Below are 14,187 nucleotides of genomic sequence, written 5' to 3' on the forward strand. Positions count from 1 at the left end.
TTGCAGTAGAAAAAGCAAATTGAATTATGAGTAAGCAAGAAGTTATCCTATGTAAGAATCTGGAGTTGAGTCTTGGTCAGGCCATAGAAAGGTGCCCGTACGACCGCCTGTTCATCCTGACTGATGAACATACTCACCGACTTTGTATGCCTCAAATGAAGGAAGTATCTTATCTGAAAGATGCAATCGAAATAACAATTGGAGCGGGTGATATACACAAAACGCTGGAGACCCTGGCTTCCGTATGGCAAGTGCTGAGTGATAAGGGAGCTACCCGGCATTCGCTGCTCATTAATTTAGGGGGAGGAATGATAACAGACCTGGGAGGTTTTGCCGCCGCCACTTTCAAGAGAGGATTTGCCTACATTAATGTTCCTACTACATTATTAGCGATGGTAGATGCATCTGTTGGAGGGAAAACCGGGATTAACTTCAACGGACTAAAAAACGAAGTTGGCGTATTTGCTCCTGCAAACTGCGTACTGGTCGAAACAGAATTCCTTCGGAGCCTGGACACTCAAAACTTTTTCTCCGGCTATGCGGAGATGTTGAAACACGGACTCATCAGCAATACAGCTCACTGGACAGAATTGCTCAATTTTAATACAGAAAGTATTGATTACAGCTATCTGAAACAGCTTGTAGGACAATCTGTACAGGTAAAAGAGAATATTGTTGAACAAGATCCCTTTGAACATGGTATACGTAAAGCATTGAACCTGGGACACACCGTAGGACACGCATTTGAAAGTCTGGCACTCGCAGAAAACCGTCCTGTTCTTCACGGATATGCTGTGGCATGGGGAATTGTCTGCGAACTGTATCTGTCACACCTTAAAGCCGGATTTCCCAAAGACAAGATGCGACAAACCATACAGTTTATAAAGGAGAACTATGGCATTTTCGCTTTCGACTGTAAACAATACGAACAACTTTACGCTTTCATGTTACACGATAAAAAGAACAAAGCGGGAGTAATTAACTTTACTTTGCTGAAAGATATCGGAGATATCAGCATTAACCAAACTGCTGATAAAGATCTGATCTTTGAGATGTTCGATTTCTATCGGGAATGTATGGGAATATAAATTTAATGTATAAGTAAGTTTGCAGTAGTTTACTCTCTCTACTGCAAATTTACCTCTTGATAGGGTATTGTAAACCAGAAAGTGGCCCCCTTACCCTCTTTTGATTCAACTCCAATTTCACCTCCCATACATTTCACAATCGTTTCACCTATTGAGAGTCCCAGTCCAATACCCTGAACAAAACTATTCAGTTTCACAAAGCGTCCGAATATCTTTTTTTGATATTCTTTCGGGATGCCATGTCCGGTATCAGTGACGTAAAAACGAAGCATACCATTATCTAACCGGGAAAAACCAAAATGCACACTTCCTTCAGCAGTGAACTTAATCGCATTGGAGATTAAATTATTCAATACCTGTATCAGCCTGTTACGATCTGCATTAACATAACACTCGGCATGCTGGTCATCAAATTTCAATGATAAATGAGCAGTATTAGCTTTCGGACGAAAAGCTCTTTCCAACTCTCTCATCATGTCATCCAGATAGACATTAGAAGTTACAAGTTCCAATGCTCCTGCCTCAATCTTCGACAGATCAATAATATCATTAACCAATTGAAGCAACAATTGATTATTGTGCTCTATGATACGTAAATACTCCTTACGTTCTTTCTCCGTTTGAACGGTATCGAGTATGCTGGAAAATCCAATAATAGCATTTAACGGAGTACGTATTTCATGGCTTATATTAGCAATAAATGCCGACTTAAGCCGGTTTGCCTCTTCAGCTTTTTCCTTTGCAACAATGAGTTCTTGCTCCATCTTCTTTCTGTCAGTAATAACCAAAACAGAACCGATAAGAGCAAGTGGTTGCCCCTCTTTATCCACCTCATCAACTACAGCCCACGTTTCTACCCAGTCATAGTCTCCTTTTGAAGCTGCAAAAACGCGAAACTGTTCATTCACTTTTTCTCTTTTACCATCCTTCAGTTCCTGAAACAACTTCTTCACACGTTTTATATCCTCACTATGAATACTTTTCATAATTTGTGAAACAGGAACAGCAAAAGCTCCTTCTTTCACAACAAATCTTTCATCGTCTTCAATTAGCTTACTTTTATCAAACCAAACATTATCCTCCTTCAAGCTCCATTTCCAAGGAGTAATATCAGCAATACCAAGTGCCATAGACAATTTATGATTAATCGTTCGTAAGGATTGGCGTGTATGAATTAGTTCTGTAGTATCCATGCAGAAAACATTAACCACTTCCGGAAGATTGGAAACCATAACAAGTACATCATAGTTATGCCCATTCATCGCATGCATTGAAAAAGATACTGGTTTTTGTTCCCGATCGGCCATCCCCATATATTCTTTTAGTTTGGCAAAAACCTCTGAACTATTCAATACACTCCCCCGTTTGTTTAAAGCATCTTCTTTCTTATAAAAATGTCTTTCAAAACTTGGATTAACGTCGCTAATTACATAATCATCAACTTTCCCATCTTCTCCTTTTATCAATCTGCACCTCAGATAAAGAACAGGCATGTCATTGAACAAATTATTGTAATTGCTCATCAGCTGAATCTGCTTTGATTGCATTTTACGAATATTACTCAGAAAATAGATACGTACTAATAAGATAATTATTCCAAAAAGTACACACAGCAATATAGTAGCCAAGATATATTTATTCTTCTCGATAAAACTCACAGGCTTGTAATAAAAAAACGTGTTCGGAGGGCAAAGGTCAGGATATAAATTAGCTCTAAGCAATTCTTCATAATTGAAAACCGGCCCGGCATAAACCTTCGTTGCAGGTATATCAGATGCCTTTACTCCACTTAATATCTTATGACTAATATTGGCTATGGCTTTGCTGATATCTTTCGACAAAGAAAAATAACCGCCTAACAAACCAGTCTGCCCAATCATATCAGTCAATGTAAATATCGGTTGTGCAGAATATTGATTTATCCTCTTATAGGTACGTGGTAACAACGCCACATCAGCGGAAGACGAATCATAGTTTTCCCATGCCGAATATAATATTCCCGTATTTTTATCAGCTTGTTTGAGAGAATCAATTACCTCTTTTATATTTTCCTGTCCTTCAGTAAAAAAGCGTAATCGCAAATCCGGAAAATATTTCACCACAGTTTCTGCTACCTCCTGCCGATTTTGAACACTAAACCATCTACGATCTGATATAAAGATCAGCTTATTCATATTCGGTATCTGCTGATACATCAAATCAATTGTTTCTTTTACATAAAACGGTGCATAAACTAAAGTTATATTACGCCCTTTTATAATATTTCGTATTGGTATTTGTTCTTCACGGGTTATAGATGTCTTCTGCAAATAAGCATCAACAGGACCGATGTAGTTTTTCTCTGTAAACAAAATAACCGGTGTATCTTTCCACCGCTCCTCCAACTCTTTATGAATCAGGGCCCATGTATTCCCCCCCATAATAATAATAAGTCTCGGATTACTGTTTTCATATTTAGCAAACAAATCCCTTCGGATTGTATCCATCCGTTGTTCATCATATATCCGCATCAAATTAAGGTTTTCAGATGCTATAGTCATACCTTTATATTCGACAGGCAATTTATATATAAGTTCACTAATAATGTGATTGCTTAAAGGCGAAAGAGCCGAATTAGCATTGATAAAAAGGATACATTCCTCTTTCACAAGCGAACCTACCGCAAATGAATTGAGGAGGAAGAAGTGTAGAAGTACAATTGTATATACAAATCTTCGTTTTAACATAAAATTATCTCTTGTTTGTTTCATTTCTGCATTCTATACTCTAAAAGTGACATTCCGGTATGTTTCCTGAAAAAACGTCCCAGTGACGACTGATTTGCAAAATTTGTCTTAATAGCAATTTGCTGAATATTTAAAGTTGAATTCTTAAGCAAAGCTTTAATCTCTAAAACCATATACTCAATTATCCAATCTTTAGCCGTTTTCCCGCTCACTTCTTTAATAACCGCTGACAGGTATTTAGAAGTTATGCATAGTTTATCAGCATAAAAAGCCACCTCTCTATTCTCCTTATAATATAACATAATCAGTTTAAAGAACTGATTAGCCAATTCTTCTTTACGGGCATCCGGCTTTGTTCCTCCCATCAATAAGGAACTATCAAGATAGGTATTATACAAATCAAGATAAAAGAACCTCAACAAATGTATCAATGCCTCTCTCCGATAGGCAAACTGTTCCCGCTTTACCCGATCAGAAATTAAGTTAAAATAGCCATAAAAGCCAGCAACCTCACGTTCATTTAAAGGAAACCAGAAATGGCTTCTCATATACACAAAAAAATGAGGAGAAAAACGGCGCATCCCACTTAGAATATCATCATAAAAAGTGGACGAAAGATTGAGAGTAAGCGTTAAAAAGTCATCACTAATATCTGTACATGAAATAAGTTGCCCCGGAAAAAAAACAGCCAATTGATTTTCAGACAATAAATGTTCATTATCATGTATATTAATACGTGCGCTGCCCTTCAAACAAAAAACGATCAGCCCTATCTGGGTATAAGAGGGATAAGTAGTCAAAGGAAGATATTTCAAATTTCTACAAATTCTGAATTCTTCACCAAAAGCATTAATCTCTAATATCTCTTTTTTTATTTTGTTTGTCATTTGCCGATTATGTATTAATGCACAAAAATATAATATAACCAACTTTTATATAGCAAAGACAGGAATCTTGGTATTATATTACAGAAAAAAAGTCCATGCTATTTAGATTCTTTCATAAACAAACTGGAGCCCTTTAAAGTTTTATAAAGAAACATACTACAGTTTTTTTAGCAACTCCTTTATACTTTAGCAATTGACTCATTTTCAACACACAATAGACTTGAAATAAAATAATTTATTCGATTCCCTTGCTATTTCAAAATAAAGCACTACTTTTGCATCCGCAATTCGGGATGTAGCTCAGCCCGGTAGAGTACGCGTCTGGGGGGCGTGTGGTCGCAAGTTCGAATCTTGTCATCCCGACTGAATTGAAAAAAAGGTTAGTAATTTTATGATTACTAACCTTTTTTATTTAGGCTATTGTATCCGGAAGTGCACTATATAATCTTTGTATATATAACATTCTTTTTAATAAGGAACAGTGCAACTTTCAAACAATTGCTTTTTTCAGACTACTCGTCATGATCTTCGTCTGCCGTTGTACTAAGTACTATATTACGGGCAATATAAGTTTCATTGCCTGCTGCATCCGTACAATATACCATTAAATGATAATCTCCCGGAGTTGCATCTGCAGGAATTACTATATCGTGATGATGAATATGTACATTCTTCTTGTTGGAAACGTCATACGAACGGTTAAAAACAAATGGAATTCCTCCTTCTGCTCTGGTTCTTCCATGCGAATGATGATCAAAATTATTATGGATATCTATTTTATAGGATTTCAACATAATGTTATCCGAAAGATCCATTTCAAAGTGTACTCCTTTTTTCGAACCAATCAATAAAGCTTGTCCCTCAGCAGGCTCATGAAGGTCAATCACCGGTTTGGTTGTATCACTATCTTCCTTATCACAAGAAAAAAATGCAAGAACAGAGATAACTAATATAGCTGTGAAATAAATTTTTGTTTTCATTTTAATAACTGTTTAATGGGTACTTTAATTAATAATTGAAAGTTTCTTCCCGGTTCAGGAATTTCCATCTTCCGGTAAAAACTAAGATGATTGTAATAACGGGTATCGAATATATTCCGGGCAGTCAGAGTTATTTCTACCTTCGTCCCTCCTCCTATCGGAAAATTCAGAATTCCTCCAAGGTGAAACAAGTTAGCTCCCGGAGTGCGGTCTTCATTACGATCTACACGGTTTTGTGAAGCAATAGATTGCCACTCGGCATAAACTGTAAATAGGTTCTTCTGCCAGGTTAGTACGTTACGCATAGAAGCAGGAGGTGAAAAACTAAGTGGTATATGCTCGTCACAATTATAAGTATAAACATACTCACCGGAAAAACGATAATTCAACCGACGCAGGAAATCGATACTAAACGATGCTTCTATCCCTGCAAACAGAGCTTCTGCACCTGTATACCGATAAATTTGCCCGGCATGGGGTAATACAGACCATTCACCGGTGGGATGTAGAAAGATATAATTACTGAACCAACTCACATATGGGGAAACAGACACGGATAGTCCTTTTCGTTCAAAAAGATAAGAAGTATCCAGTTGCCATCCCTGTTCGGAAGCAAGCAAAGCATCTCCCTGTTCATGACGGAAAGTACCATGATGTACTCCATTAGAGGCAAGCTCATTGGCTCCGGGCAAACGAAAGCTACGCCCTAAATTCACTTTTACCAAATGCGCCGGTAGCGGGCTCCACACAACTCCCAACGAAAGAGAATAGTCTCCGAAACGACGATCTACCTTATGACTATTCCAGCGATAAAAATTCACTTGCTCACTATTATACCCCTGACCTTCCAGATAAGTAGCCAGGTAGTTATCTTCATGAGCCGAAATATGAATTGTACCATAATCATAACGTATTCCTCCCGAAACAGAAAAGGAATTATTCGGACGATAGGTAGTGAGCCATAGCAATCCGGTAGAGAAACGATGATATTCCGGCAACAAAAAAGAGTATCCGGAAATACTGTTCTGCTGATATTGACTATCCCAGCCAGCAGTATGTTCCCAGGAAGAAGAACCGAACAAACGCAGCTTAACCGAAGAGCTAAAAGTATGAAGCATAAAAGCTAATTCTTTATCAGGATCTTTTTCCGGCAGAGGCTGTGTTCCATAATGTGTATGAAAAGCACTCCACTCTTCCCGATGATTGTTCTGATAACCGAAATCGCCGGATAGCAGTATACTTTCCCAAGCATACTGCTGATGGGTGGTAAACTTCAAATGATTCACTTGGCTAAAAGGCAACTCAATATTACGACTATCCCCATCATCCTGCAGACGGGAAATATCGGGTATACCATGTGCTCCGGGAAAAAAACCATTCTTCTGAAACACATTACTAACCGCATAATCAGACTTGTAGTCCTTGTGATGATACTGAGTAAAGAAACTGACATTGCGTTCAAACCCAGCTGTATTCTTTAGTTTCCGTCCATACAACGGCATCTTTTGAGTGAGATAAATCACTGTATCTGCCGGCACACGATAATCTCCGAAATGTTGCTCAGAATAACGCATTTTCGTAAACCATGCATTCTTCCTGAATCCTAACATAACAGAACCTCCTACCGTTCCATTAACCGACTTTCCCAAAAGTGCCGCTTCACCAAAGAATTGATTAGTCAAGGGAACAACAGCAGGTGTTATATCGATCACTCCCCCCATAGCATCACTTCCGTAAAGAAGTGAAGAAGGGCCTTTCAGTACATTAACGGCATCCACGTTGAAAGCATCCAATTCCAATCCATGGTCTGCACCCCATTGTTGCCCTTCCTGTTTCACACCATTTTCCAATACTACAATCCGGTTAAATCCCATCCCCCGGATCATTGGTTTAGAGGTGCCTACACCGATGTCCATTGCCTGTACACCAGGAATATTGGCCATCGCCTGCATAAGATTACCTGTAAAATTCTTCCGCAAAAAGTCTTTGTTCGCAACATCTACCGTAAGTGCAGTCTTTTTCATCTGATGTTGTTGATACGACTCCGTAACCACCACTTCAGACAAAGACACACTCTTGATTGAATCGGACTTTTGCGCATGGACAGCCAGGGCAAAGCATAGCCCTAACACGCCCGAAATAATTCCGATACGCATCATTTACAATTTATTGTTTATAATACTGTGAAAAGATTATATAGATAATTATGCCATCGGAGGTGCACGCAAATAATGTGAATAAGAAAGCGTATAAGCTATCTTTTCGGGGTAAGTAACACGTTCATAGGAAATGAGCGGTAATATAAGAGTAAAATCAAATGATATGGCTTCCGTAAAAAGAGAAAAAGAAAATTGACAGATAAGACAGTCATCACAAGCATTATGAGAATGGTGAGAATGATGAGTGTCCGAACAAGAAGAAGATACAGCATTATCTTCTCCGTGATGATGGAGTGCCTTCACCACAAAGAAAGGCATGAATGTTGCAAGCAACAACCATGAAATGCAGACTCTTTTTCTAATATTCCTCTTCACCGGGTCTTTGTTTTTAAGTTGATAAGTTATAGGGTTATAAATACATCAATAAGGGAATGTCGCAAAGGTATGTATCCACCTCTATATATGCAACTATATTGTATATCTTTTCATAAAACAGACCTTATTTTACCAATAGATAGGTATATTAATACATCTACTACCCTGATAGTTGAATTATGCAAAAATAAATCCTTATTTTTGCACATATATTAATCACTATTCAAATTATGACCATGCGTTACAAACTATCAGCTCCCTCTGTAATGAGGACCACTATACAACTCCCTGCCTCCAAAAGTATCAGTAACCGTGCACTCATCATTAATGCACTGGCCCAGGGGACAACTCCTCCATGCAATTTGTCCGACTGCGATGATACATTAGTAATGATCAAAGCACTGGCAGAAAATAACGAAACCATAGACATCATGGCTGCCGGAACGGCGATGCGTTTTCTTACCGCATACCTAAGTACTGTACAAGGCACACATATTCTCACCGGAACGGAGCGGATGCAACAACGCCCGATACAAATACTGGTCAATGCACTCCGTGAACTGGGTGCACAAATAGAATATGCCGGTAAGGAAGGTTTTCCTCCTTTACGTATTCATGGAACTGAACTAAAAGGCAACGAACTAACCCTGAAAGGCAATGTCAGTTCACAGTATATTTCCGCCTTGCTGATGATCGGTCCGGTTCTGAGAAACGGATTACGCCTGCATCTTACCGGTGAAATCATCTCTCTCCCGTACATCAACCTTACATTACAACTGATGAAAGAGTTTGGTGCAAAAGCCGCATGGACTTCGGAAAACAGTATCGAGGTAGCTCCGAAATCCTATACTCCGGTATCCTTTATGGTAGAGAGTGACTGGAGTGCCGCTTCCTACTGGTATCAGATAGCCGCCTTGTCCGAGCAGGCAGAAATTGAACTCATCGGTTTGTTCCGTAACAGTTATCAGGGAGACAGTCGCGGAGCCGAAGTATTTTCACGGCTGGGCATAACAACTGAATTTACTCATGAAGGTGTACTTCTCAAAAAGAGCAACAGACTTGTCGAGCAGCTAAATGAAGACTTCGTTGATATCCCCGACCTGGCGCAAACCTTTGCTGTGACCTGTTGCCTGCTCGACATTCCATTCCGATTCACAGGATTGCAAAGTCTCAAGATAAAAGAGACCGACCGTATCTTTGCGCTAAAAGCAGAACTCCGAAAATTGGGATACATACTCCAGGATGCACAAGACAGTATATTGATTTGGGACGGTGAACGCTGCCAACCCGAAGCACAGCCCGTAATACAAACTTATGAAGATCATCGTATGGCAATGGCTTTTGCTCCGGCAGCACTGCGTTTTCCGGAAATGTACATTGCAGAGCCACAGGTTGTTTCCAAATCTTATCCTGCTTATTGGGAGAATCTGAAACAAGCAGGTTTCCAAATAGAAAATAAAGAATGAAACATTACAAGGTTACCTCAATTTCTCATTTCTCTATAATCTGTGTTAATCTGTATCCTCTGTGGTAAATAAATCAGTACCTTTGCACAAAATGAGAGATTTAGAATTATGTGGATACTGATCGTAAGTCTGTTGCTACTCACCCTCGTAGCATTAATTGCCGGACACATCCGCAACAGAAGGTTGCAGAAAAAGATAGAAAACGGAGAGTTGGAAAGCTTTCCCGAAGTGAAAGAAGCAGACATAGAATGTTGCGGACAACATGAAGTCTGCGAAAAAGACAGTTTGCTGGCTGCCGTCAGTAAGGAGATAGAATATTATGATGATGAGGAACTGGATCAATTCATTGGCCGGGCACCGGAAACATACACGGAGGAGGAAATGGAAATGTTTCGTGATGTATTCTATACGATGCAGGAAACAGATGTAGCCGGTTGGGTTCGTAGCCTGCAACTAAGAGGTATCAACCTTCCCGATAATCTGAAAGACGAGGTATTCCTTATCATCGGAGAACGGAGAATGCATCCCTGATTATAATAAGTAGTACCTTTCTGCCGTTATTAATAATTAGTAAGTTAAGTATCTGAATGGATCTGTTACAATATACCTTTTTTCAGCATGCCCTCCTGGGTAGCCTGTTGGCCAGCATAGCCTGCGGTATTATCGGCACTTACATAGTGACGCGCCGGCTGGTGTTTATCAGCGGAGGAATTACACATGCTTCATTCGGCGGTATCGGCCTGGGTTTATTTGCAGGTATATCGCCCATTCTTTCGGCTGCCGTGTTTTCGGTATTATCAGCTTTCGGAGTTGAGTGGCTCAGTAAGCGAAAAGATATGCGTGAAGATTCTGCCATTGCAGTATTCTGGACACTCGGAATGGCATTAGGTATTATGTTCAGTTTTCTTTCACCCGGATTTGCACCGGATTTATCAGCCTATCTGTTTGGTAATATTCTGACTATCACAAGAGGGGACTTGCTAATGCTGGGATTACTGGCTATAGTACTTATCATCTTCTTCTGCCTGTTCATCCATCCTATTATCTATGTAGCATTCGACCGTGAATTTGCCCGCTCCCAGGGAATTCCCGTAGCAGTATTTGAGTATTTGCTGATGATGTTCATAGCACTGACAATTGTTTCTTGCCTGCGCATGGTTGGTATTGTATTGGCTATCTCATTACTTACTATTCCACAAATGACAGCCAATCTGTTCACTTATAGTTTTAAACGGATTATCTGGTTATCTATCGGTATCGGCTTTTTGGGATGTCTGGGTGGGCTGTTCGTTTCTTATCACTGGAAAGTACCTTCGGGAGCCTCTATCATATTTGTATCTATCCTTATTTATGCCGTATGCAAAGTGATAAAAAGATGAATAATATGAATAATGTGCCAATGTACCAATGTGACAATGTGCCAATTGGCTGCGCTATGATCCGTAAGGTAATGGGCTGCGCTATGATTTGCAAGGTAATTAGCACATTAGCACATTGGCACATTGGCACATTATTTATCATTGGCATATTATTTACCGGCTGTTCTACCAAGAAGAACACAGCGGGAAGCCGTTTTTATCATGCAATGACTACCCGGTATAACGTATACTTTAACGGAAACGAAGCATACAAATCGGGATGCAAAGCTATTGAACAGGGCAACAAGGACAACTATATGGAGATGATCCCACTCTATCCTATTGGCAATAAATCAACTGTGGGAACCGGCAGTGGTGATTTTGAACGGGCTATAGAAAAATCCCAGAAGGCTATCGCAGTACATTCCATCAAACGGAAGCCTCAACGAAAACAGGGCAAACGCTACACGGAAGAGTACAAACAATGGCTGGCACGCCGGGAATTCAACCCTTTTCTGCACAAGGCCTGGATGTTAATGGGGAAAGCACAGTTTCAGAAAGGAGACTTTCCCGAAGCAGCTGCAACATTCTCATACATTGCGCGCCTATACACCGGTCAACCCAAGATTACAGTAGAAGCACGTATCTGGCTTGCCCAGTGCTATACACAGATGGGATGGTATTATGATGCAGAAGATGTTCTTCTAAAAGTAAATAACGACAGTCTACCCTATACCCTCGCTCCTGCCTATTCACGAACATACGGGCATTATCTGCTGGGTAGCCAACGCTACCGGGAAGCGATCCCGCATCTGCTTACTACCATTAAAAATGAAAAGAATAAGCGGCAGAAGGCGCGCCAATACTATCTCCTGGGACAAGTATACCAGCTTCTGCAAGATCCCGCCAAAGCCTATCAGGCTTACGGAAAGGTTATCAAATTGAGCCCTCCCTACGAAATGGAGCTAAATGCACGTATCCGCCAAACAGAGGCCTTCCCGGCCGGGGAGGTGCGCCAGGCGGCGGAAATAAAGAAGGCGACGGATAAGCTGAGACGGATGACACGGAGTGATAAGAATAAGGATTATCTGGATCAGATTTATTATGCACTGGGGAATATTTACCTGGCGGCGGGGGATACGGTGCAGGCGATTAAGGAATATGACTTAGGAGTAGAGAAGAGTACACGCGGAGGGGTGGAGAAAGGGATTCTACAACTCACGCTGGGCAATCTCTGCTGGGAGATGGGGCGGTATGTGGAAGCACAAACGGCTTACTCCGACGCTATCGGGTTGTTGGAGAAGACGCATACGCAATATGAAGAGATCACGAAACGTTCTGAAATACTGGACGAACTGGTGCCCTACTCTACGGCTGTGGAGTTGCAGGATAGCCTGCAACATCTGGCATCACTGGATAGTGCCGCACGGATGGTGGTGATCGACACATTGATAGCCCGTGTCATCCGGAAAGAAGAGGAGGCGAAACGGCTGGCAAAAGAAGCCGAACGGGATGCACTGCGTGAGTCTATTGCTGCCGAAAACGCCGCCAATGCCCCACAGCAACCTATTACAACGCAACCTACAATACCTACGGGAGATGACTCCTGGTATTTCTATAATTCGCAAGCAGTAACACAAGGTAAAGCTGACTTCCAACGGCTGTGGGGACGACGTAAACTGGAAGATAACTGGCGGCGGAGAAACAAAACAGTGGTTGCCCTGGACGATTTCGAACCGGTCAACTACGATGAAGCGGCGCTTCCCGCGCAGGAAGATACGATAAGCAATGAAGAGGGCTCTCAGATATCCACGGAGGGAGATGCGGCAGGCAATAAAGAGAATGATTCTCAGCTTCCTGCTGATACGACTTCTACCGCTGCTATCGATGAAAAGAATCCGATCTTCTACCTGCAACAGATTCCGTTGACGGAGGAAGCAATGGCTGCCTCTAACGAAATCTTGTCAGACGGTCTGTTCAACATGGGAATGATATTCAAAGACAGAATGGAGAACTTCCCTCGCGCTGAGCATTCCCTCGGACGGTTGATTCATAACTTCCCGGACTTCGGCCAACTGGATGTGGCATACTATAATCTTTATCTCATGCTGGGACGTATGGATCGCATGGCAGATGCCAACCTATATAAACAGGAACTTATAGACCGTTTCCCGGATAGTAAGTATGCCAAGATGCTCGCCGATCCTGACTTTGCCTACATCGCCGTACATGGCAAGCACCTGGAAGATTCGCTTTATGCCAATACTTATAAGGAATACATGGCAGGCAATTACAAACAGGTAGTGGCCAATGCGGAATACTCTTTCAACAAATATCCAATGGGGCAGCATCGTCCGAAATTTATGTTCCTGCATGCCGTAAGTGCCTTGCAGGTAGGGAATCAGAAGCAATTCCTGGCCGAGCTGAAAGAGCTTGTGCAACAGTATCCGGAAAATGAGATCACCGATCTTGCCGCCCACATCCTGAAAGGGGTACAGGAAGGGCGTCTGCTGGCAGAAGGCAGTATCTCCTTTGGTAGTATCTGGTCGCGCAGAAGTGCGGAAGACCTGGCAGACAGTACGCGTATAGCCGGAATGGACAGTACGCATGTCTTTACTGCCGAACGTAATACACCTTACTTATTCATACTGGCCTACGAAGAAGGAAAAGTAAACGAGAACCAACTGCTTTACGAAGTAGCCCGTTACAACTTCTCATCCTTCATGGTGAAGAACTTTGACCTCTCCTTCTCCCACGACCGGGGTATCGGACGACTCGTCATCAGTTCATTTGCCAACTATGAGGAGGCACAGTATTACCAACGTCAGCTTTACGCTGACCCACATATGAACGAACGTCTCAGTGGAATGCGGGCCGTCCTTATCTCACAAGCCAATTATGAACTGTTGAACCAATTCTATAGTTTCGACGATTATGATGTGTTCTATAAGAAGACATTCGATCCTTATCCGACGGAAGAAGAAGTACCCATCGATGGAAGTACACTGGATGAACCCTTACTGAACCTTCCACCCGTCGATGAAACCACCCCGGCAGAAGAAGATGAAGGTGAAGAGATACAACAATCCCCCGGCACCAACTACTTCTAGGCGGCGCTTCCCGGCGCTTCCCGCGCGGGGAGGTTCGA

At 41.4% G+C, this 14,187-nt stretch carries 10 protein-coding genes and 1 tRNA gene; 6 read left to right on the forward strand and 5 right to left on the reverse strand.

The window, feature by feature from the left end; translation table 11 throughout:
* Nucleotides 1-26 precede the first annotated feature (26 nt).
* On the forward strand, nt 27-1,088 hold the full coding sequence (gene aroB / locus VCM39_RS18365; RefSeq protein ID WP_221650367.1) for a 3-dehydroquinate synthase: 1,062 nt from the start codon (nt 27-29) through the stop codon (nt 1,086-1,088).
* A gap of 38 nt (nt 1,089-1,126) precedes the next feature.
* On the opposite strand, the gene VCM39_RS18370 is transcribed toward aroB, so the two are convergent.
* Both VCM39_RS18370 and VCM39_RS18375 read right to left on the reverse strand, forming a co-directional pair.
* Complete coding sequence (locus VCM39_RS18370) at nt 1,127-3,814, reverse strand: ATP-binding protein (protein ID WP_221650366.1); 2,688 nt, start codon at nt 3,812-3,814, stop codon at nt 1,127-1,129.
* A gap of 20 nt (nt 3,815-3,834) precedes the next feature.
* Nucleotides 3,835-4,701, reverse strand: a complete 867-nt coding sequence (locus VCM39_RS18375) for a helix-turn-helix domain-containing protein (RefSeq protein WP_221650365.1) — start codon at nt 4,699-4,701, stop codon at nt 3,835-3,837.
* Nucleotides 4,702-4,990: 289 nt separating this feature from the next.
* On the opposite strand from VCM39_RS18375, the gene VCM39_RS18380 reads away from it, so the two are divergent.
* Nucleotides 4,991-5,064 (forward strand) — tRNA-Pro (locus VCM39_RS18380).
* 149 nt (nt 5,065-5,213) lie between these two features.
* Here the strand turns inward: VCM39_RS18380 and VCM39_RS18385 are convergent.
* From VCM39_RS18385 to VCM39_RS18395, 3 genes are read right to left on the reverse strand one after another with little or no spacing between them, the layout of a single operon-like run.
* The gene (locus VCM39_RS18385) at nt 5,214-5,681 is read right to left on the reverse strand and encodes a DUF4625 domain-containing protein (RefSeq protein ID WP_289297177.1); all 468 of its coding nucleotides are present in this window, start codon (nt 5,679-5,681) and stop codon (nt 5,214-5,216) included.
* Nucleotides 5,678-7,837, reverse strand: a complete 2,160-nt coding sequence (locus VCM39_RS18390; protein ID WP_323673978.1) for a TonB-dependent receptor — start codon at nt 7,835-7,837, stop codon at nt 5,678-5,680. The genes VCM39_RS18385 and VCM39_RS18390 overlap by 4 nt, the downstream gene beginning before the upstream one ends.
* Before the next feature lie 48 nt (nt 7,838-7,885).
* Nucleotides 7,886-8,215: a hypothetical protein gene (locus VCM39_RS18395; protein ID WP_322932844.1), complete on the reverse strand. Its 330-nt coding sequence runs from the start codon at nt 8,213-8,215 to the stop codon at nt 7,886-7,888.
* A 236-nt stretch (nt 8,216-8,451) separates the two neighbouring features.
* Here VCM39_RS18395 and aroA point away from each other — a divergent pair, with 236 nt between their 5' ends.
* From aroA to VCM39_RS18415, 4 genes are all read left to right on the forward strand, one after another.
* On the forward strand, nt 8,452-9,681 hold the full coding sequence (aroA, locus tag VCM39_RS18400) for a 3-phosphoshikimate 1-carboxyvinyltransferase (RefSeq protein WP_322932845.1): 1,230 nt from the start codon (nt 8,452-8,454) through the stop codon (nt 9,679-9,681).
* Between the two features lie 108 nt (nt 9,682-9,789).
* The gene (locus tag VCM39_RS18405; protein ID WP_195350515.1) at nt 9,790-10,212 is read left to right on the forward strand and encodes a phospholipase; all 423 of its coding nucleotides are present in this window, start codon (nt 9,790-9,792) and stop codon (nt 10,210-10,212) included.
* 56 nt (nt 10,213-10,268) lie between these two features.
* The gene (locus VCM39_RS18410) at nt 10,269-11,060 is read left to right on the forward strand and encodes a metal ABC transporter permease (RefSeq protein ID WP_007484033.1); all 792 of its coding nucleotides are present in this window, start codon (nt 10,269-10,271) and stop codon (nt 11,058-11,060) included.
* Complete coding sequence (locus VCM39_RS18415; RefSeq protein WP_322932846.1) at nt 11,057-14,149, forward strand: tetratricopeptide repeat protein; 3,093 nt, start codon at nt 11,057-11,059, stop codon at nt 14,147-14,149. The genes VCM39_RS18410 and VCM39_RS18415 overlap by 4 nt, the downstream gene beginning before the upstream one ends.
* Nucleotides 14,150-14,187: the final 38 nt, after the last annotated feature.

This window comes from Bacteroides mucinivorans, assembly GCF_034654355.2.
In the GTDB taxonomy this organism is placed as follows: Bacteria; Bacteroidota; Bacteroidia; order Bacteroidales; family Bacteroidaceae; genus Bacteroides; species Bacteroides nordii.